Below are 18,957 nucleotides of genomic sequence, written 5' to 3'. Positions count from 1 at the left end.
CTCACGCGGCGTTGAAACGAGGTGAGGAATTGTGACTTTGATCGGCTGGTCGTTACTCCATCTCCATAGAGGAGCCAAACGCTGTTGGCTTTCATATCCAACGGAGAAATCGAATGACCCCGCTCAAACTTCTGTCGGCTGCACTGATCGCCGCCGCCACGCTTGCAACTCCCGCGATGGCTCGCGAGGGCCACGTAACCTCGCGGCACCAGGCCAATGCGGTCACTACGTCCGACGGGCGCGTCTGCGTCCCCGCTCCGGCCGTCGGCGCATTTGCCACACAGCCCTGGGATAGCAGTCCCCCCTGCGAACCCGTGTCGGCTAATTGATCCGTCCGCGTCTTGGACCGGCGTAGCCGTTCGACGGTGGCAACAACAAATCCGGATCGATGTCCGTCCGGACCGAACGCTGACGTGACCGCACTCGCGGAGGTCGGGCGGGCAATAAGCCCGACTTCTTTTTCTGGCGCTTGAGAATGCCCTTTTGAGAACCAGACACTTCGGCGTGCCGGATCTTTACGCACGATCAAAGGCAATAAGCCTGCGCAAAACGTTCAACACTCGTCTTGACGCGGGTCACCGGTGGACGTTGCGGACCGAATGACATCATGAGCCCCGGAGAATAACGATGCTGATCCACCTACCAATCATTATCCTGACTTCCCTGCACCCCATCGCCATCGCGGACGCCATACCGCAATTTGAAATCGCGCGGGAGTGCCAACTCGAAGGCGGTACGAAGGAGATGGAGCAAAGGTGCGTTGTCGATGAGAAACAAGCACGCAACCAACTTCAAGCAGAATGGATACAATTTAGTCCCAGCGCCAAACTCCAGTGCAACGAAGAAGTCGGCATCGACGGCACCCCAAGCTATGTCGAATTCCTGACGTGCCTCGAAATGGAGAGAGACGTGAGGACCGAGAGAGAAGCCAAGATGTCACAGTAACGTTCGCCGCCTGCGATCATGGATCAAGATCATCCGGCGCTACGTCGATCGCAGCGCGGCCACCAAAGCCCTGATCCGGCAATTCAACGAAAGGCGAACATAACGTGCAAAACCAACGACAAAACCCTGCCCCTGAAAGCGGGCTAAGTAGCTGGAGCGGGCGAAGGGAATCGAACCCTCGTATGCAGCTTGGGAAGCTGCCGTTCTGCCATTGAACTACGCCCGCATTCGCCTCTTCTATTTGAGCATGATCTTTTCGGAAAACCGGTATCCACTTTTCCGGATCATGCTTCCCATTGATTAGCCGAGACCGGGCGATCCGCCAAGCGGTTCCCACGCCCTCCGCGCCAAGCCCTTAACCGAACCCCAAGATTCCAGATGCGCCGGCCTGTGACGGTGTTATGATGCCCCCGGGGGGTTGGGCGTCATGGCGGGGCGTGCGTACAGCATTTTCGATACCGGCATCGGCCGCTGCGGCATCGCCTGGGGCGATCGCGGCATCATCGGCGTGCAACTCCCGGAAGCCCGCGAGATCGACACAAGGCGGAGGCTGTTTCAGCTCTATCCCGAGGCCCGCGAAACCCGCGCGCCAGTGGATGTCGGGATCGCGATCGAGAGCATCGCCGAGTTGCTGCGCGGCGGGAGCGCCGATCTTTCCGACGTGACCCTGGATATGACCGGCATCCCCGCCTTCAACCAGCGCGTCTATGCCTTCGCCCGCAGCATCCCGCGCGGCGAAACCCGCACCTATGGCGAGGTCGCGTCCCATCTGCGCGCGTCGGGCGCGGTGTATTCGGTGGCGCAGGCGATCGGCCGCAATCCCTTCATGATCATCGTTCCCTGCCATCGCGTGCTCGAAGCCGGCCACTATGCCGACAAGATCTCGCCGAACGGCGGCGCCATCTCCAAGCGCCGGCTGCTCTCGATCGAGGGCGCGCACCCGACCGCCAGCAAGACCCTGTTCGACGTGCTGCTGCCCGTTGCGCCGCCCCGCCCGCATAGCTAAATCTGGGCTATGAACAGGAAGACGCTGCTCGAGCGCAAACGCATTTCCGTGTCCGATTTCCGTTGCACCGCGGTATCAGGCGAAAAGCCGTTCGCGGAACAATACGCCTGTCATTCGATCTCCTATGTGCGCAAGGGCAGTTTTGGCTGCCATTGCCGCGGGCGCTTCCACGAGCTGGTGGCGGGATCGATCCTGGTCGGCCATCCCGGCGACGAATACATTTGCACCCATGACCACGTCATCGGCGACGAATGCCTGTCGTTTTTCCTCGATCCGGAACTGGTTGAAACGATCGGCGACAACAGGGACATCTGGCAGGTCGGCTCGGTGCCGCCGCTGCCGGAACTGATGGTGCTGGGCGAACGCGCGCAAACGGCGGCCGGTGGCAACAGCGATGTGGGTCTCGACGAAGTCGGACACCTGTTCGCCAGCCGTTTTGTCGATGTGGTTTCCGGGCGCGCGCCCAAGCCCGTGACGGCGACGTTGAGGGACCGCCGCCGCGCCGTGGAAACCGCGCTGTGGATCGACGCCAACTCGCACCGGGCCATCGAGCTGGAGGATGCCGCCGCCCAGGCCGGCATCAGCCCGTTCCATTTCCTGCGGCTGTTTTCCGACGTGCTGGGGGTGACCCCGCACCAATATCTGGTGCGCTCGCGGCTGCGCCATGCGGCGCGGCGGCTGGCCGATGACGACAGCCCGATCACCGATATCGCCTATGACGTCGGCTTTAACGACCTCTCCAACTTCGTTCGCACCTTCCACCGCGCCGCCGGCGCCTCGCCGCAGAAATTCCGCCTGATATCGCGGGGCGACCGCAAGAATCTCCAAGAACGGCTTGCGCTCCACTGACTAGGGTTGCTCCAGGCCGCGCGGCATCTCGCGCGTTTCACTGGAGAAAATCATGTACGACCACATCGGATTACGCGTCGGAAATCTCGACGCCAGCGTGCGCTTCTACACCGCGGCATTGGCGCCGCTCGGCTATGTCCTGTGCTCGCGCGACGATGCAGGCGCGGGGTTCGGCCCCAAGGGCGAGCCGGCATTGTGGCTGCATCTTCACCAGGGCAAAGCCAACACCGGCGCCCACGTCGCCTTCCGAGCGCCCGACCACGCCGCCATCAAGAAATTCCACGCCGACGGGCTGAAAGCCGGCGGCCGCGATAATGGTGAGGCCGGCCATCGCAAGGACTACAGCCCGACCTATTTTGCCGCGTTCCTGATCGATCCCGACGGCAACAATGTCGAGGCGGTTTGTACCTGACGCGCTGCTGCCACCGGCGTCATTGCGAGCGAAGCGAAGCAATCCATCGCGCCACAAGGAAGAGTGGATTGCTTCGTCGCTTCGCTCCTCGCAATGACCATTCCCATACCTGCGAAAAGGACTCACTAATATGGCTTCCATCCACAAAGACATCGCCATCGACGCAAGCCCCGATCACGTCTGGGACGCGGTGCGCGATTTCGGCGCGCTGCATACGCGTCTCGTGCCCGGTTTCGTGCTCGACACAAAACTCGATGGCGACGCGCGCATCGTGACGTTCTCGAACGGCACCGTCGCGCGCGAGCTGCTGGTCGATTGCGATGACGCCAGGCGGCGGCTGGTCTATGCCATCACCAGCGAACGCCTGAAGCAGCACAGCGCGTCGGTGCAGGTGATCGCCGATGGCGACGGCCGCAGCCGGCTGCTCTGGACCGTCGACGTGCTGCCGCACGAAATTGGCCCTTACATGAACGCGCAGATGGATCAGGCCGCGTTGGCGATGCAGAAGGCACTGGGACGCGCCGCGGCATAGCGAACGTGATCTTTCTCACAGATTGGGCGCTCCCCCTCTCCTAGCCTCGCCGCGTGCGTCCGGATGGCGCCGCGCCGCGGCTCCGCGCACGGGGAGTTTTGCCATGACTGGAGCTGACAAGGTGGTGTGCCAGGCGGCCACGCTATTGCTGCTGTTCACCCTGACATCGATGCCGGCGAAGGCCCAATTCGCAGGTTTTGGCGGCGGTGGCAGCGGCGAAGATATGATGACGCAGATGGCGCCGATGCTGGAAATGATGAAGGCGAAAATGGGCAAGCGCCGCTTTGGCATGATGATGCAGACCATCGGGCCGATGATGGGCAGCATGATGGAAGGTGGTGGCGGCGGCGGTCTCGGCGGCATGATGGGCGGCGGCGGAATGCCCGGCGGCTCGGGCGGAATGATCCCCGGCGGGTTTGGCGGCGGCGGCATGGGCATGGGCGCCATGGGCGGCGGCGACATCATGGGCATGCTCGGCGGCGGAGGCGGCGGCGAGCTGATGGGCATGATCCCGCAATTGATGCGGATGGCCAATTTCGGCGGCGGCCACCGGCGTCACCGGCGGCGCTAACGCGCTTGCGACAACACCGGACGAGCTGCCGGAACGGGACCGGGCTTTGGTCCCCATCGGGTCAGGATCACGCTCGCGCATGACAGCGCGCCGAGCACCACCATCGATGCCGCGGCGAGCGTGAAAAAGTTTTGCGCGGTCGCATCGTGCGTCGACAGCCACCAGCCGCCGGTGCCGATGAACAATAGCCGCGCGGTTTGTGCCAGAACCGGACCGACCACCTTGGCGGCGCCCTGGGATGAGAAATACATCGACGACGCCAGTCCAATGAAGGCGTACATGGGGGCTGCCGTCGACAGATATTGGTGGCTGGCGGCGCGCACGCCCGCGTCACGGGTGAAGAGGTTGACCCAGAGATCCGGGAAGATGGCGATGAAGGTCGCGATCGCCCCGACCGCGATGAACGAAACCAGGCCCGCGGTCCAGGCGATCTTCCGCGCCCGCGCGATCCGTTCCGCGCCGATTGCCATGCCGATCATCGGCACCGAGGCAATGCCGACCGCGAACGACACCGACGTCAGCAGGAATTCGAGCCGCGCGCCGATGCCGTAGCCGGCCAGAATCGCGGTGCCGAAGCCGGCCAGCATGTGGGTGAAGATGCTGATGGTCAGCACCGACTGCAGCGGCGAAAAGCAGGAAATCGCGCCGACTTTGAGGATATCGAACAACATCACCCATTGAATCCGCAATCCCCAGAGCTTGGGGACGACGCGGGCCCGGCCGGAAAACAGATACCAGGACATGATCGATATACTGATGATATAGGCCGTCAGCGAGCCCGCGGCGACGCCGCGCATGCCGAATTGCGGGATCGGCCCGAGGCCGAGGCCGAGCGTGCCGCCGAGAATGATCTGGCAGACCGCCGAAGAAAGCATCATCAGCGACGGCAGTTTCATGTTGCCGGTGCCGCGCAAAATTCCGGCCATCGTGTTCATCAGCCATGGCGCGACGGCGCCGCCGAAGAAAATCTGCACATAGGCAATCGCCTGCGCCAGCACGTTGCCTCGACCGCCGAGCAGTTCGAGCAATCGCGGCCCGAAGATCAGCATGCCCAGCATGAAGGTCAGTCCGAAGCAGACGCCGATCAGCAGCGTGTGTGCGGCCAGCGTCGAGGCGCGCTCCCGGTCGCCGGCGCCGAGCGCGCGCGCGATCGCGGAAGCGACGCCGCCGCCCATGGCGCCGCCGGACATCGTCATGGTCAGGATCACGCAGGGAAACACCAGCGCCATCGCAGCCAGCGATTCCACGCCCAGCCGGCCGATATAGGACGTCTCCGCGATCACCACGCAGGTGCTCGCGGAGAGCGCGATCACATTCGGCCAGGCGAGCCACAACAGCGTGCGCAGGATCGGGCGATCGAGCAGCGCATTCCGCACAGGCGGCTGCGGCGGCGGAAGCGGACGTTCCTCCTCGTCTACGGGTATTTCGGCAACCGCAATATCCGGCATCTCGGCTCCCAGGCGCATGACCCGCCAAAGTGTGAGCGGTTTGGCGACAAGGTCATGCGCCAATCATAAATTTTTCCGCAGTCTGATTGCTGCGGCACGGTGTTCCCTACCATGACCGGGGCCGATTCCACGTGCGCGGGGCGCAATGCGGGCCTGCGCGATTGCAGGCGAGCGCTCGCTTTAGCCGATCGACCAGATAAAGGGCGGTTTGCCGCCCTGCGCCGGCTTCAAATGCACCGGAATATGGCGGCCGCAGCCGGCCGCAAGGCCTTCAAACAACCCCTCCAGTACCTTGGCGCAGGCCGGATGATAATCGGGCACATCGGCCATCAGCTTCCAGGTCTGCTGACTGACTTCGAACGCTCCACCGGATAAGCTGATCTCGGCAACATCGTCGTGCGCCTCGAACAGGACGCGCAGGAATGCGACAAAGTCTTTTGCCGTGCCGCGGTTCGCCGCGAAGGCGCGCGCGATTTCGTCGAAATACTGCATGCCGATCAGCTTGCCCGTCAGGTGCAGCAAATATCCAGCGTCCTCCGGACCGAACACCTGCACCATCACGGGTGCGGCGGTCCGTACATATTCCATCGCGTAGTTGCGATAGGCTTTTTCCAGCCGTGGCTTTGGCCAGCTCGCGACCGGCAAGGCGGGTGCGGTGGCGGGATCGAACAAGGGGGCTTCGAGATGCCGCGCGAACACCAGGCGCTGATCGAGCTCCAGCGGATGGTCATATTCACAGTAATAGCCTTCGAGCCCGTCCTGGCCGTCGACGCTCTGCTTGGTGCAGACGAAGCCGAGGCGCAGGTCGCCCAGCGCCACGCCATTATTGGCGTGCCATCCCCGCAGCATCGCGCGCGAGACCTCGCCGGGCACGCCGCAGATCGCGGTGCCGCGCCAGATCCAGCGCGGCGGCGGATAGCGGATCCAGGCCTTGCGGTCGGTCTCGTACATATATTCGACATGGACGCCGCCGATCCAGTTGGAGAGATAATGATACTGCGCCGCCGCGACCGCGGGCGGCAGATGATCGAGGCCGAGTTTCTGCAGCCCAGGCAGAAAACGCTTCTGCTGCTGGCGGCGAAACACGCGGAATACGAATTCGGCGGCGTCGGCGGTGCCGCGACGGCTCACGACGGTGAGAATGAGCCCGGTGAAAAAAGCATGGTAGAGATCGGCGACGCTGCGCCATTTCAGCCATTGCGCCTCGCGCGCTTCCTGCTCTCCGGTCATGCTCGCTCCCGTCCCGATGTTCTTGTTGGTTGCGAGCATATATCAACCGTCATTGCGGGCGCCAGCGAAGCAATCCATGACGCCGCGTGTGCGGTATGGATTGCTTCGTCGCTAACGCTCCTCGCAATGACGGCTAGACCTTGAAATGCTTGGAGAGCTTCAGGCCTTGCGCCTGGTAGTTCGAGCCGATGCGCTGGCCGTACATCGCGTCGGGCCGCGCCAGCATTTTCTCGTAGACCAGGCGGCCGACGATCTGGCCGTGTTCGAGGATGAACGGCACCTCGCGCGAGCGCACTTCCAAAACCGCGCGCGAGCCCTGCCCGCCGGCGCCGACATAGCCGAAGCCGGGATCGAAGAAGCCGGCGTAGTGCACGCGGAATTCGCCGACCAGGGGATCGAACGGCACCATCTCGGCGGCGTAATCCGGCGGCACCTGCACGGCTTCCTTCGACGCCAGGATGTAGAACTCGCCGGGATCGAGGATCAGGGTGCCGTCGGGCCGCGCCGCGATCGGCTCCCAGAATTCACCGACCGCATAGCCGCTGCGGCGATCGATATCGACGACGCCGGTGTGGCGCTTGGCGCGGTAGCCGACGAAACCGCTGGCGTTCTCGCCGCTCAGATCGACCGACAGCGCGACCCCGTTGGCAAGATCGGCGTCATCGATATCGACCAGCCGCTCGGCGTCATGCAGCGCGTCGAGTTCGTCGGCATTGAGGATGGCGTCGCCAGTGCGGAAGCGGACCTGGCTCAGCCGCGATCCCTCGCGCAGCAGCACCGGGAACGTCTTCGGGCTGATCTCGGCGTAAAGCGGTCCGTGATAGCCGGCGCCGATCATGTCGAAGCGGCGGGTGCCGTCGGCGATCACGCGGGTAAACACGTCGAGCCGCCCGGTCGAACTCTTGGGATTGGCGGCGGCGACGATCTGCGGCGGCAGCGCCAGGCTTTCCAGCAATGGCACAATGTAGACGCAATTGGTCTCGAGCACCGCACCGTCCGAGAGATCTATTTCATGCAGCTTCAATTCGTCGATGCGCTCGGCCACCGTTGCGCCCGGCCCCGGGAGAAAGCTCGCCCGCACCCGGTAGGCGATATCGCCGAGGCGCAGATCGAGGCTCGCCGGCTGGATCTGGCTCTCGACAAAAGGATAGGCCGGCAGGATCAGGCCCGCATCCGCCATCGCCGCGATCATGCGGTCGGGCAGGATTCCGTTGGCATCGGGCGGCAGCGTGAACGACACGGCGTGTTTCCCAGGGAAAACTTATACCGAGGACCCAAATGGCCCCCAAACCCTGAATTTAAGGGCTTTTACGGGTTAAACGATGGCCGCCTTGACTGAAAGGGCGCAAGCGAATATCAGCATGACTTATCCCGTGGTGATTTGAGCCGGCCGGCTTGCAGCCACGTTAAATAAATCGCTAAACAGGCCGGGGACACGTGTGATCCCGGCCTGTGGAAATTTTTCCAGGCCGGTTTTTTGTGACCATTTTTGATGGTCACGACGGAGGTCACATGTCTGAGACTAAAGCGACTACCCGCTATCGCCCCGAAACCCGCCTCGTCCATGGCGGCACGCTGCGCTCGCAATTCGGCGAGACGTCCGAAGCGCTGTTCCTCACCCAAGGCTACGTCTACGACAGCGCAGAGCAGTGCGAGGCGCGCTTCAAGGGCGAGGATCCCGGCTTTATCTATTCGCGCTATTCCAATCCGACGATTGCGATGTTCGAGCGCCGGATGATCGAGCTCGAGGGCGCGGAAGCGGCTCGCTCCGCCGCCACCGGCATGGCCGCGGTGACGACCGCGATCCTCGCACCGCTCAGGGCCGGCGATCACGTTGTCGCCTCGAAAGCCCTGTTCGGCTCGTGCCTTTACGTGGTGCAGGACCTCTTGCCGCGCTACGGTATCGAAACGACGCTGGTCGACGGTCTCGATCTCGACCAGTGGCAGCGCGCACTGCGGCCGAACACCAAGACCTTCTTTTTGGAGAGCCCGACCAATCCGACGCTCGATGTGCTCGATATTCCGGGGATTGCCGAAATCGCGCACCGAGGCGGTGCACGGCTGGTCGTCGATAACGTCTTTGCCACGCCGATCTGGCAGAGCCCGCTTTCGCTCGGCGCCGACGTCGTGGTGTATTCAGCGACCAAGCATATTGATGGCCAGGGCCGCTGCCTGGGCGGCATCATTCTCTCGTCCGAAGCCTTCATCGCCGAGCACGTTCACAATTTCATGCGCCAGACCGGGCCGTCGCTCTCGCCGTTCAACGCCTGGGTCTTGCTCAAGGGGCTTGAGACGCTCGGCGTGCGGGTGCGCGCGCAGACCGACACCGCAGGCCGTGTCGCTGAGGTGCTCGCAAACCATCCGAAGATCTCGCGATTGATCTATCCCGGCCGCGCCGACCATCCGCAGGCCGCGCTGGTGAAGAAGCAGTTGCGCGGCGGCTCCACACTGGTCGGCTTCGAGGTGAAGGGCGGCAAGCCGGCCGCCTTCCGCGTCCTCAATGCGTTGAAGCTTACGAAGATCTCCAACAATCTCGGCGACGCGAAGAGTCTGGTGACGCATCCGGCGACCACCACGCATCAGCGGCTGGCGCCGGAGGCCCGCGCCGAACTCGGCATCAGCGAGGGCTTTATTCGTTTCTCCGCCGGGCTCGAGCATGCGGATGATCTGATCGAGGATTTTGCCGCGGCGCTGGAGAAGGCGTGAGGGGCGAACCTAACACCCTCGTCGTCCCGGCGCACGCCGGGGCCCATAACCACCGGGCGTTGTTGTCGGGGGATGGTCGTTGACCACTGCCTTTTATCAGCACGGCTGCGGCGTATGGGTCCCGGCTCAAGGCCGGGACGACGGTAACTACATCGGCCGATAGGTCCGCACGTCCGACGGCACGTTGACGCCGAGCTTGATCTGGCCGACCGACTTGATGATGTCGTCGCCGAGCAATTGCGCGAAGCAGGCGTAGCCCCAGTCGTTCATGTGCAGGCCGTCGGCGATCACGAAACCTTCGATCGGGATCGCCTGCTTCTCATGCCAGTCGCGCATCACCTCGAAGCGCGGGAAGATGCCGACGTGGCGCAGCTCGGCGACCTTGCCGAGCAGCTTCACCATCTTGCCGGCGCTTTCCGGCTTGGCGGTGACGGCCGGCGAGTACTGCGGATCGACCAGCACGAGATCCGCGCCCGCCGCCTGAATGCGCGCGATGCCCTCCTCCACCGTCTTGGCGGTCTCGGCCGGATCGAGGTTGCGCAACACCGCGTTAGTGCCGACCTGCCAGATCACCAGATCCGGATGCATGTCGATGACTTCGCTCTGCAGTCGCTTCATCATCTCCGGTGCGTCATCACCGCCATGGCCGCGATTGATCACGGTGATGTCGGCGCTCGGATATTTCTGGCGCAGTTGCGCCGCAAGACGGTTCGGATAGGTGAACTCCGGCGACGTCGAGCCGTAGCCTTGGGTCGACGACGAGCCGAACGCAACGATCACCACCGGCCGGCCGGCAGCGAGCTTGGCCGCGACATGCGGCAGCGAGCCCATCGACTTGGCGCCGCCCTTCGGCGGCAGGCAGGGAACGCGGCTGAAAATGTCGCCGGCCGACTTTGCGACCGCCTTCACCTTGTCGATCGCTCTGCCGGTGAGGCTCTTTTGTTGCGCGGGTGTTTGCGTTGCAGGATTGGCCTGATTGGTGGCGGCCACATTGCCGCCGGTCGCGGCGGTGGTTGTCTGTGGCGGAGCCGTTTTGGCGGCCTCAGACTTGGCTGCCTCGGGTTTGGCGGCGTCCGATTTGGCGGCGTCGGAAAGCGCGGCCTGCTGGGCAATCTGCCCATGGGCACACGGCAGCGATGCCGGCACCAGCGCCAGCAAGGCCGCGACGGCGGCTACGGTCAGCGATGCATTTCGGTAAAAAGGGTAGTGAGAACTCATTAACGCTGGTTCCTCAATTCTGCTGCGCCGGATTGAGATGGGCCGCATCGATTACAAATGTCGACAGCGCACGGCCAAGGCAATCGTGAACGCGTTTGGCGAGATCAGTGCCATGCGAGGTGCTAAACAGGTCGAAATCTCCGGAATCGTTCCAGTGGTGCATCATGGCGAAGCGGTCGAACAAGGGAATGTCGTGCTGCTGCGCCACCACGCGCATACTATCTAGGTATGGCGGCGCGGAAATCATCGTCTCCGTGCGCGGGCTGTATTGCAGATTGATCAAAACCACATCCGTTCCCGCGTTTTGCAACGCAACAACCCCTTCGTTGAGCGCACTCCGAAAGTCGTCAGGATCGATGGATCGCATAGCATCGACGGTTCCGGTCTGCCAGATGACCAAAGTAGGATTTTTTGCCTCCACAAGCTTAACGAGCGTGGCGGCCGCTTCCTCGGCGGTTTTCGCGGTCTGTAGTTCAACGGACAGGCTGATCGGGACCGATGGCAGCTTTTCCTTCAGCATCGCCTGCAACCTGGCGGGGTAGGCGCTGGCCTCCGACGAAGCGATGCTGGACGAGCGGCTGCCGATCACCAGGATGTTCAGCGGCTTGCCGCTTTTAACGGCTTCGGCGACTTTCGGAAGCGAGCTTTCGCTCGATAGCAGATAGGCCGGGACCTCGCAGTTCGGAGGAGCATCCTCGGCACGCGCCGATCCCGCGGTCAAACAACCGGCGAGCAGCATCAGGCCTAGCAGGGCCCCGAAATCGGACCTCATGCGCCCCCTCCCGCCATATCGGCGTTGCCGCCGGTGCCTTTTGTTTTCGACGCACCCTTGTCGGCGGAGTGTTTGTACCATGAAATCAGCCACGCCATTCCGCTCATAATGAGGATTCCGCAGATGCTCACCAGGGCGTGCAATGCAGCACCACCGGAAACTTCGGCGAGGACGAAATGCCCCGCGAACGCCAGGAATACGCCGAGGCAGAATATCTCAAGCGAGTGCTGGCCGCACAGGATCAATGGTCGCAGCCAGGGCGACTTTAGTCCTGACCATTCCTTGGGGAGGAAGCGTGCGGTGATGAGCGCCAGCGCCAGGAAATGCGCAAAGCGCAGCACGTCGAGATCGGTCTTGTCGATCGGATACATCCACTCTTCGACGCGGTGTGGCAGCATATGACCGAGTTGCGGCACGTGCCAGGTCAGCGTGACGTAGAGCGCGGCGACCAGATAGACGATCGAAATCCACATCGTGACCGGCGACGACAGGATCCGCGACATCCGCCGCGCCCCGCCCATCGCGCACCAGGCGCCGAACACGAACAGCAACTGCCAGGCGAACGGATTGAAGAACCAAACACCGTTCGGATAGGCCGTCAGATAGAGATCGTAATGCCAGGTCAGCGCATAGAGCCCGGCCGAGAGCGCCAGCGTGACGTCGGCTTTCCACTTCATCAGCCACAGGATCAGCGGCAGGAACAGCATCAGCACGATGTAGAGCGGCAGCACGTCCATGTTGACGGGGCGGAATCTCAGCAGCAACGCCTGGACGATAGTGACATCCGGCTGCTTGAGAAAATCCATGATGCCCATCTCTTCGGTGTAGAGCGGATTCTCGAAAGAGGTGGCGACGTAGGAAATCTCCGCGAGGAAGATCGTGAACAGAAACACATGCGCGACATAGATCTGCCAGACCCGCCGCAGAATCCGCGCGGTCGCCACCACAAAGCCCGCCTGCAGCATCGCGCGGCCATAGACGAAGGCGGCGGTGTAGCCGGAGATGAAGATGAAGATTTCGGTGGCGTCGGAAAATCCGTAATTGCGGATCGTGAACCAGGTCAGGATATTGGGCGGCAGATGGTCAATGAAGATCAGCCACAGCGCGAGCCCGCGAAACAGATCGAGCCTCAATTCGCGCTCGCCGGCCACGGGCAGCGTAATCGCCGGCGCGGCAGCCGCAACCGCATCGTCCTTCGCGAGCGCGGCTGCGTCCGCGACCGGCGGTCCGGCAATTTGATCGGCAATCGACGTCATCAGGTACCGTTTTGGACAGGCGGATTTTCGCCAGCACACGTCTGGAAAGATAATATCGGCCCGCAACTTGCAAACAAGATACGGGATTGTCGCGCGGGGGTGCGCTTTAGGATGGAACTATGTTGAAAGCGCGATGGAAAATGACGCCGGCGCGGGGTTTTGCAGGCCGCTGCGGCGATTGGTTCCATCCGATTCTTTCGCTATGATAGGGCCCAGGATTAAAGAAGATCGCCCGCATGTACCGCGCCGTCACCCGCCAGATCGAAGTCACCGTCGAGCCGAACTTCCTGCCGGAACGCTCGTCGATCGATCGGGGGCAGTATTTCTGGTCCTACACCATCGTCATCACCAATTCCGGCACGGAGACGGTGCAGTTGCGGACCCGGCACTGGATCATCACCGACGCCACCGGCCGCAAGCAGGAAGTCCGCGGCGAGGGCGTGGTCGGCGAGCAGCCGGTGCTGGCACCCGGCGAGCGCTTCGAATACACGAGCGGCGTGCCGCTCCCGACCGCCTCGGGCTTCATGGCCGGCCGCTACCAAATGGTCAGCGAAAGCGGCGAACGGTTTGAGATCGACGTGCCGACGTTTTCGCTGGATAGTCCGGACGGCAAGCGGGTGTTGAATTGACGAAGGCTTGCGCGCGTCATCACCGGGCTTGACCCGGTGATCCATCTTTCTTCGTAAGAGTCTTGCGAAAGTGATGGATGCCCGGGTCAAGCCCGGGCATGACGAAGGTGCAGGATTTTAATCTGTCAAGCGCCCCCGCGCGATTTTCGTTCGGATCGCCGGGCAAAAAGCGTGTTAAATTCCGAGGGTCATTACGAGCCGTGTATAGCTTATCCGTCCGCCGACTGAGAGCTGGTCGCCGATGAACGATATTCCTTTCGAGACGGCGCTGGGCGAACGCGTCGAGGACATGCTCGACGCCTGCACACGATGCGGCAAGTGCGTCGAGGTCTGTCCAAGCGTGAAGCCCGCCGGTATCGCGGACACGCCACCCGTGGACATCATCGGCGGCATACTCGACCTTGTGCGTACCGGCGACGGTCCCGAGGCGTCACGCAAATGGGCGGCGTCCTGCATGCTGAGCGGGGAATGCATCAAGGCGTGCGACTACGGCGTCAACCCGCGGTTCCTGCTGGCGATGGCGCGTCTCGGCATCGCCAGGGCCGACAACGAACTTCCTGAACGGCGCCGACACGGGGTGGAGAGATATCGTGATGTCAGCCGCGATGTGACGATGCTCTCGCGTTTGCAGCTCGATGCGGCGGTACTGGAGCGGCTGGGTCAGAAGTCGGCGTCGGTATCGACGCCCGCCGAGGCGCCGGATTTCGTGTTTTACACCGGCTGCAATGTGCTCAAGACGCCGCACATCGCGCTGCTTGCCCTCGATATCATGGAGATGCGCTCGGCATCACCTACCAGGTGATGGGCGGACCCAGCCATTGTTGCGGCATCGCGCAGCTGCGCGCCGGCGACGTCGAAATGTCCGGGCGCATGGGCTCGAATACCATCGAGAAGTTGTCGCACTCCAGGTCCGGTCAGGTGATCTCCTGGTGTCCGAGCTGTTACGTTCAGTTCACGGAAACGACGCTGCCGACGATCGAACGACAGCGCGGCTCGCGGCCGTTCGAGATGACGCCGTTCATGCGATTCCTCGACGGCCGGCTCGACGAGTTGAAGCCGCATTTGCAGCGGCGGGTCGAAATGCGGGTTGCGTTACACCGGCATCCCGGCGTGGCCGGCGTCATGGAAGCCGCCGCTGAAATCCTGAAGGCCATCCCCGGCGTTGAGCTCGTTGACCTGAAGCAGCCGGCGGTCGGCCTGCAGAGCGTCAATGTCGGCGTATTGCCCGCGTTCAAACGCGAGCTGCAGCTTAACGAACTCCAGGCGGCGCGCGATGCGGGCGTCGATGCACTGGTTGCGGTCTATCATTCCGATCATCGCGAGCTGTGCGCGCACGAACGCGACTGGCCGTTCCGTATCATCAACATCCTTGAAGTGGTCGGCGAGAGCATGGGGTTGCATCGGCATGATCGCTACAAGCAGCTCAAGATCATGCAGGATGCCGATCAGATCGTCGCGGAATGCAGCGATCTGATCGCAAAGCACTCACTCGACGCCGGCAACGCCCGCAACGTCATCGTCAAGGCGTTGCTTGGCGACCAGCCGCTTGCCCTGCGAGCGACGTAACGTCGCCTATGCCGCCCTACTCCACCCCCGCCTCATGCGGCGTGAACTGATACACCGAACTGCAGAACTCGCAGGTCACCACCACCTTGCCGTCCTTGACCATGTCGGCGCGGTCCTGTGGGGCAAAACTTTTCAGCATCGACGACACCGCGTCGCGCGAGCAGGAGCATTGCGCGCGTAACGGCAGAGGCGCGAAGACGCGGACGCCGCGTTCGTGGAACAGGCGATACAGCAAGCGCTCGCCCGACAGATCGGGATCGATCAGCTCGACGTCCTCGACGGTTGCGATCAGCGACTGGCCCTCGACCCAGGCGTCATCTTCCTTGACCTCATGCGTGGCCGCGCCTTCCGGGGCGTTGCCGGGATGCAGATCGGCCTGCCGCGCGCGCTCCGGCGCCTTCGGCAAAAATTGCAGCAAAATGCCGCCGGCGCGCCAGCGGTGCTTCGGGCCGTCGCCGCCGCCGCGCCATTCCTCGCCGACCGCAAGGCGCACCCTGGTCGGAATCTGTTCCGAGCGCAGAAAATATTCATGCGCGGCGTCCTCGAGGCTGTCGCCGTCGAGCGCCACCAGCCCCTGATAGCGGCTCATGTCCGGACCCTGATCGATGGTCATGGCAAGATGGCCCTTGCCGAGCAGCTGGCCGGAACTAAGCCCCTCCTTCAGCCGCGTGGCGTCGTAGCGCGCATAGGCGCGCAGGCGATCCGGGGCCTGGAAATCCACGATCAAAAACGACACCGGCCCATCGGTCTGCGTCTGCAGGATGAAGCGGCCGTCGAATTTCAGCGACGAGCCGAGCAAGGTCGTCAGCACGATCGCTTCCCCGAGCAGCTTGCAAACGGCCGGCGGATAATCGTGCTTGGTCAGGATGTCGTCGAGCGCGGGGCCAAGCCGGGTCAGCCGTCCACGCAGATCGAGCGCATCGACCTCGAAGGGCAGCACCGCGTCGTCGACGGGAACCGACGAAGGCGCCCGAATGGGCGCCTCGGCCGTGATTTTGGTGTCTGATTGTGAATCCATGGCGCTTTATCTGGGGTCGGAAGACGGAAATCGAAAGGGGGTTACCGTCGTCCCGGCGAACGCCGGGACCCATAACCACCGGCGGTTGTCGTTACGAAGGGCGTCTGCCACATCGCGAGAACGTGAGATCACGCGGTATGGGTCCCGGCGTTCGCCGGGACGACGACGTTGCAAGATCCGGTCCGAACGCCGCTACGCCACCGCGTCAAAGCACCAGGCCAGAATGCCCTTTTGCGCATGCAGGCGGTTTTCGGCCTCGTCGAACACGACCGACTGCGGGCCGTCGATCACCTCGTCGGTGACCTCCTCGCCGCGATGGGCGGGCAGGCAGTGCATGAACAGCGCGTCCTTATTGGCCAGCGACATCAGCTTTGCATTCACCTGATAGGGTTTCAGCACATTGTGGCGGTGCTCGCCGTCCTTGTCGCCCATCGACACCCAGGTGTCGGTGACGACGCAATCGGCGCCGCGCACGGCGGCTTCCGGATCGTTGCCGAGCACGATCGAGGCTTGCGTTGCCTTGATCCAGTCCTTCATCGCCTTGTTCGGCGCGAGCTGCGGCGGGGTGGCGACGTTCAGATTGAACTTGAAGCGCTCGGCCGCATGCGCCCATGACGCCAGCACGTTGTTGTCGTCGCCGGTCCAGGCCACGGTGCGGCCCTTGATCGGCCCGCGATGCTCCTCGAAGGTCATCAGGTCCGCCATCACCTGGCAGGGATGCGAGCGCCGCGTCAGCCCGTTGATCACGGGCACGGTGGCGTGCGCGGCGAGCTCCAGCAGCGCGTCGTGATTGAGGATGCGGATCATGATCGCATCGACATAACGCGACAGCACGCGCGCGGTATCGGCGATGGTCTCGCCGCGGCCGAGCTGCATTTCGGTGCCGGTCAGCATGATGGACTCGCCGCCGAGCTGGCGCATGCCGACGTCGAACGACACCCGCGTCCGTGTCGAGGGCCGTTCGAAGATCATCGCCAGCGTCTTGCCTTCGAGCGGCTTGTTGGGCTTCTCATGCGCTTTCAGCTTCGCCTTCATGGCGGCGCTGGCGGCCAGCATGTTCTGCAACTCCTTGAGCGGCAGCTCGTTGATATCGAGGAAGTGACGGACGGCCTTGCTCATCACCCCGCCGCCTTCTTCAACTGGCCGCCGGATAGCGCCATGCAGGCGCGCTCGAGGCTGGCGACGGATTCCGCGATCTCGGACTCGGAGACGATCAGGGGCGCCAGGAAGCGCACCACATTGTCGCCGGCGCCGACGGTCAGCAGCTTCTGGTCGCGCAACGCATTGACGAGATCGCCCGACGGCACCACGGCCTTGACGCCGACCAAAAGGCCTTCGCCGCGCACTTCCGACAGCACTTGGGGATAGCGATCGACCACCGAGGCCAGCTTCTGTTTCAACAGCAGCGACATCTTCTGCACATGGTCGAAGAAGCCGGGCTTCAGCATCACGTCGAGCACCGCGTTGGCGGCCGCGACCGCCAGCGGGTTGCCGCCGAAGGTCGAGCCGTGCGAGCCCGGCGTCATGCCGGACGCGGCTTCCGCAGTCGCAAGGCACGCGCCGATCGGAAAACCGCCGCCGAGCGCCTTCGCCAGCGACATCACATCCGGCGTGACGCCGAGGCGCTTATAGGCAAAGAGATCGCCGGTGCGGCCCATGCCGGTCTGCACCTCGTCGAATACCAAAAGCAGGCCCTTGTCGTCGCAGAGCTGACGCAGCGCCTTGAAGAACGCGTGCGGCGCGGTGCGCACACCGCCCTCGCCCTGCACCGGCTCGATCAGGATGCCGGCGGTGTTTGGGCCGATCGCCTTTTTCACGGCTTCGAGATCGCCGTGCGGGACCTGGTCGAAACCGTCCAGCGGCGGACCAAAGCCTTCGAGATATTTGGCCGAGCCGGTCGCAGCCAGCGTGCCGAGCGTACGGCCGTGGAACGCGCCCTCGAAGGTGACGAGGCGGTAGCGCTCGGGATGGCCTTTTGCGGCGTGATAGCGGCGCGCGACCTTGATCGCGCATTCCATCGCTTCGGCGCCGGAATTACAGAAGAATACGAAATCCGCAAAACTCTGCTCGCACAGCCGTGCCGCGAGCTTGTCGCCGTCGGGCGATTTGAACAGGTTCGACATGTGCCAGAGTTTCGTCGCCTGCTCCTGCAGGGCCGCGACCAGATACGGATGGCAATGACCGAGCGCGTTCACCGCGACGCCGGAGGTGAAGTCGAGATAGCGCTCGCCATTGGTTGCGATCAGCCACGCGCCTTCGCCGCGCTCGAAGCCAAGATCGACCCTGGCGAAGACGGGAAGCAGATGCGACGTGGCGCTCTTGGTCATGGCAATCACTGATGGTTATGAGACAGTCACGATGCCTGCAGGGGCGCGGCAGCAGCCCGTCTTCCGAAAACAAAACGTGCCGCCTTTTCGGGCGGCACGTGGCAAACATTCTATGCTGGCGGCGGTAACTGTCAACACGCCACGAGACGTGCCTTCCTGCAGTGCAAGAAGAAAGCAATCCGTAACATTCCGGGGGAGTGGAAAAACCCAATTGCAATGCCTAGATGTCGGAACATGTGGACGCCCCGACGGGGACTCTTGCGCCAGAGTCACGCCATATTGTAGCGTCTGAGCTGTCGGGTACGACATCTCGTGCGGCGGATCTGATCCTCTGAAGTCCCAGTGTTCTGCGTAAACGTTCGGGCGCGCTTTCTGCGCCCGGCGAGGGCTAAGGGATTCTGCCCGCAGGGATATTTGAGACGATTGGCATCGCCAGCGCTGCCCCAGGTTGGCCGGCGCGACGCGAAGGGAA

General features: G+C 63.1%; 19 protein-coding genes, 1 tRNA gene and 1 riboswitch. Of the genes, 10 read left to right on the top strand and 10 right to left on the bottom strand.

The window, feature by feature from the left end:
- Positions 1 to 627 precede the first annotated feature (627 nt).
- Positions 628 to 945 carry a hypothetical protein gene (locus V1289_RS24875; protein WP_334399658.1) on the top strand — a complete coding sequence of 106 codons (318 nt, stop codon included), beginning with the start codon at positions 628 to 630 and terminating at the stop codon, positions 943 to 945.
- 152 nt (positions 946 to 1,097) lie between these two features.
- On the opposite strand, the gene V1289_RS24870 is transcribed toward V1289_RS24875, so the two are convergent.
- Positions 1,098 to 1,171, bottom strand: a tRNA-Gly gene (locus V1289_RS24870).
- A 201-nt stretch (positions 1,172 to 1,372) separates the two neighbouring features.
- Here V1289_RS24870 and V1289_RS24865 point away from each other — a divergent pair.
- The 5 genes from V1289_RS24865 to V1289_RS24845 all read left to right on the top strand — a co-directional run bounded on the left by V1289_RS24865 (position 1,373) and on the right by V1289_RS24845 (position 4,315).
- On the top strand, positions 1,373 to 1,951 hold the full coding sequence (locus tag V1289_RS24865) for a methylated-DNA--[protein]-cysteine S-methyltransferase (protein WP_334399656.1): 579 nt from the start codon (positions 1,373 to 1,375) through the stop codon (positions 1,949 to 1,951).
- 9 nt (positions 1,952 to 1,960) lie between these two features.
- On the top strand, positions 1,961 to 2,800 hold the full coding sequence (locus V1289_RS24860; RefSeq protein WP_334399654.1) for a helix-turn-helix transcriptional regulator: 840 nt from the start codon (positions 1,961 to 1,963) through the stop codon (positions 2,798 to 2,800).
- A 52-nt stretch (positions 2,801 to 2,852) separates the two neighbouring features.
- A complete protein-coding gene (locus V1289_RS24855; protein ID WP_334399652.1) occupies positions 2,853 to 3,212 on the top strand; it encodes a VOC family protein in 360 nt (119 codons plus the stop codon).
- Between the two features lie 130 nt (positions 3,213 to 3,342).
- Positions 3,343 to 3,744 (top strand): SRPBCC family protein, encoded by a 402-nt coding sequence (locus V1289_RS24850; RefSeq protein ID WP_334399650.1) that lies wholly within the window; start codon positions 3,343 to 3,345, stop codon positions 3,742 to 3,744.
- A gap of 103 nt (positions 3,745 to 3,847) precedes the next feature.
- Positions 3,848 to 4,315, top strand: a complete 468-nt coding sequence (locus V1289_RS24845; protein WP_334399649.1) for a hypothetical protein — start codon at positions 3,848 to 3,850, stop codon at positions 4,313 to 4,315.
- On the opposite strand, the gene V1289_RS24840 is transcribed toward V1289_RS24845, so the two are convergent.
- The 3 genes from V1289_RS24840 to V1289_RS24830 all read right to left on the bottom strand — a co-directional run bounded on the left by V1289_RS24840 (position 4,312) and on the right by V1289_RS24830 (position 8,233).
- Positions 4,312 to 5,763, bottom strand: a complete 1,452-nt coding sequence (locus V1289_RS24840) for an MATE family efflux transporter (RefSeq protein ID WP_334399647.1) — start codon at positions 5,761 to 5,763, stop codon at positions 4,312 to 4,314. The two genes, V1289_RS24845 and V1289_RS24840, sit on opposite strands and share 4 nt — an antisense overlap.
- Positions 5,764 to 5,943: 180 nt before the next feature.
- A complete protein-coding gene (locus V1289_RS24835) occupies positions 5,944 to 6,993 on the bottom strand; it encodes a hypothetical protein (protein ID WP_334399645.1) in 1,050 nt (349 codons plus the stop codon).
- Positions 6,994 to 7,126: 133 nt separating this feature from the next.
- A complete protein-coding gene (locus tag V1289_RS24830; RefSeq protein WP_334399643.1) occupies positions 7,127 to 8,233 on the bottom strand; it encodes a 2'-deoxycytidine 5'-triphosphate deaminase in 1,107 nt (368 codons plus the stop codon).
- A 123-nt stretch (positions 8,234 to 8,356) separates the two neighbouring features.
- Positions 8,357 to 8,436, top strand: a riboswitch (SAM riboswitch).
- 69 nt (positions 8,437 to 8,505) lie between these two features.
- Between V1289_RS24830 and V1289_RS24825 the strand changes: the two genes are divergently transcribed.
- The gene (locus V1289_RS24825; protein WP_309181474.1) at positions 8,506 to 9,699 is read left to right on the top strand and encodes an O-succinylhomoserine sulfhydrylase; all 1,194 of its coding nucleotides are present in this window, start codon (positions 8,506 to 8,508) and stop codon (positions 9,697 to 9,699) included.
- A 147-nt stretch (positions 9,700 to 9,846) separates the two neighbouring features.
- Here the strand turns inward: V1289_RS24825 and V1289_RS24820 are convergent, their stop codons facing one another.
- From V1289_RS24820 to V1289_RS24810, 3 genes are read right to left on the bottom strand one after another with little or no spacing between them, the layout of a single operon-like run.
- Entirely contained in the window at positions 9,847 to 10,917 is a 1,071-nt protein-coding gene (locus V1289_RS24820; protein ID WP_334399641.1) for an SGNH/GDSL hydrolase family protein, read from the bottom strand.
- 13 nt (positions 10,918 to 10,930) lie between these two features.
- Positions 10,931 to 11,689, bottom strand: coding sequence for an SGNH/GDSL hydrolase family protein (locus tag V1289_RS24815; protein ID WP_334399639.1), 759 nt, complete (start codon positions 11,687 to 11,689; stop codon positions 10,931 to 10,933).
- Positions 11,686 to 12,945, bottom strand: coding sequence for an OpgC domain-containing protein (locus V1289_RS24810; RefSeq protein WP_334399637.1), 1,260 nt, complete (start codon positions 12,943 to 12,945; stop codon positions 11,686 to 11,688). Before V1289_RS24810 ends, V1289_RS24815 begins: the two co-directional genes overlap by 4 nt.
- 236 nt (positions 12,946 to 13,181) lie before the next feature.
- On the opposite strand from V1289_RS24810, the gene apaG reads away from it, so the two are divergent.
- The 3 genes from apaG (at position 13,182) to V1289_RS24795 (ending at position 15,140) form a co-directional block, all read left to right on the top strand.
- Entirely contained in the window at positions 13,182 to 13,574 is a 393-nt protein-coding gene (gene apaG, locus V1289_RS24805; protein WP_309181471.1) for a Co2+/Mg2+ efflux protein ApaG, read from the top strand.
- 241 nt (positions 13,575 to 13,815) lie between these two features.
- On the top strand, positions 13,816 to 14,376 hold the full coding sequence (locus tag V1289_RS24800) for a (Fe-S)-binding protein (RefSeq protein ID WP_334399636.1): 561 nt from the start codon (positions 13,816 to 13,818) through the stop codon (positions 14,374 to 14,376).
- Entirely contained in the window at positions 14,376 to 15,140 is a 765-nt protein-coding gene (locus V1289_RS24795; RefSeq protein WP_334407657.1) for a (Fe-S)-binding protein, read from the top strand. Before V1289_RS24800 ends, V1289_RS24795 begins: the two co-directional genes overlap by 1 nt.
- Before the next feature lie 16 nt (positions 15,141 to 15,156).
- Here V1289_RS24795 and V1289_RS24790 read toward each other — a convergent pair whose 3' ends face one another.
- The 3 genes from V1289_RS24790 to V1289_RS24780 all read right to left on the bottom strand — a co-directional run bounded on the left by V1289_RS24790 (position 15,157) and on the right by V1289_RS24780 (position 18,485).
- Positions 15,157 to 16,158 carry an Hsp33 family molecular chaperone gene (locus V1289_RS24790; protein ID WP_334399635.1) on the bottom strand — a complete coding sequence of 334 codons (1,002 nt, stop codon included), beginning with the start codon at positions 16,156 to 16,158 and terminating at the stop codon, positions 15,157 to 15,159.
- 192 nt (positions 16,159 to 16,350) lie between these two features.
- A complete protein-coding gene (gene argF / locus V1289_RS24785; protein ID WP_334399633.1) occupies positions 16,351 to 17,277 on the bottom strand; it encodes an ornithine carbamoyltransferase in 927 nt (308 codons plus the stop codon).
- Positions 17,277 to 18,485 (bottom strand): aspartate aminotransferase family protein, encoded by a 1,209-nt coding sequence (locus V1289_RS24780; RefSeq protein WP_334399631.1) that lies wholly within the window; start codon positions 18,483 to 18,485, stop codon positions 17,277 to 17,279. Before V1289_RS24780 ends, argF begins: the two co-directional genes overlap by 1 nt.
- Positions 18,486 to 18,957: the final 472 nt, after the last annotated feature.

It is taken from the genome of Bradyrhizobium sp. AZCC 2289, assembly GCF_036924615.1.
Lineage (GTDB): Bacteria > Pseudomonadota > Alphaproteobacteria > Rhizobiales > Xanthobacteraceae > Bradyrhizobium.
This window is presented reverse-complemented; position numbering and strand designations above follow the sequence as displayed.

Bases quoted from the DNA above. Each gene is read 5' to 3' on its own strand.
- V1289_RS24825 (WP_309181474.1), top strand. From the start codon at position 8,506: ATGTCTGAGACTAAAGCGACTACCCGCTATCGCCCCGAAACCCGCCTC.
- V1289_RS24850 (WP_334399650.1), top strand. From the start codon at position 3,343: ATGGCTTCCATCCACAAAGACATCGCCATCGACGCAAGCCCCGATCAC.
- V1289_RS24840 (WP_334399647.1), bottom strand. From the start codon at position 5,763: ATGCCGGATATTGCGGTTGCCGAAATACCCGTAGACGAGGAGGAACGT.
- V1289_RS24865 (WP_334399656.1), top strand. From the start codon at position 1,373: ATGGCGGGGCGTGCGTACAGCATTTTCGATACCGGCATCGGCCGCTGC.
- V1289_RS24795 (WP_334407657.1), top strand. From the start codon at position 14,376: ATGGGCGGACCCAGCCATTGTTGCGGCATCGCGCAGCTGCGCGCCGGC.
- V1289_RS24855 (WP_334399652.1), top strand. From the start codon at position 2,853: ATGTACGACCACATCGGATTACGCGTCGGAAATCTCGACGCCAGCGTG.
- V1289_RS24835 (WP_334399645.1), bottom strand. From the start codon at position 6,993: ATGACCGGAGAGCAGGAAGCGCGCGAGGCGCAATGGCTGAAATGGCGC.
- V1289_RS24790 (WP_334399635.1), bottom strand. From the start codon at position 16,158: ATGGATTCACAATCAGACACCAAAATCACGGCCGAGGCGCCCATTCGG.
- apaG (WP_309181471.1), top strand. From the start codon at position 13,182: ATGTACCGCGCCGTCACCCGCCAGATCGAAGTCACCGTCGAGCCGAAC.
- V1289_RS24860 (WP_334399654.1), top strand. From the start codon at position 1,961: ATGAACAGGAAGACGCTGCTCGAGCGCAAACGCATTTCCGTGTCCGAT.
- V1289_RS24810 (WP_334399637.1), bottom strand. From the start codon at position 12,945: ATGACGTCGATTGCCGATCAAATTGCCGGACCGCCGGTCGCGGACGCA.
- V1289_RS24780 (WP_334399631.1), bottom strand. From the start codon at position 18,485: ATGACCAAGAGCGCCACGTCGCATCTGCTTCCCGTCTTCGCCAGGGTC.
- V1289_RS24800 (WP_334399636.1), top strand. From the start codon at position 13,816: ATGAACGATATTCCTTTCGAGACGGCGCTGGGCGAACGCGTCGAGGAC.
- V1289_RS24845 (WP_334399649.1), top strand. From the start codon at position 3,848: ATGACTGGAGCTGACAAGGTGGTGTGCCAGGCGGCCACGCTATTGCTG.
- V1289_RS24820 (WP_334399641.1), bottom strand. From the start codon at position 10,917: ATGAGTTCTCACTACCCTTTTTACCGAAATGCATCGCTGACCGTAGCC.
- V1289_RS24815 (WP_334399639.1), bottom strand. From the start codon at position 11,689: ATGAGGTCCGATTTCGGGGCCCTGCTAGGCCTGATGCTGCTCGCCGGT.
- argF (WP_334399633.1), bottom strand. From the start codon at position 17,277: ATGAGCAAGGCCGTCCGTCACTTCCTCGATATCAACGAGCTGCCGCTC.
- V1289_RS24875 (WP_334399658.1), top strand. From the start codon at position 628: ATGCTGATCCACCTACCAATCATTATCCTGACTTCCCTGCACCCCATC.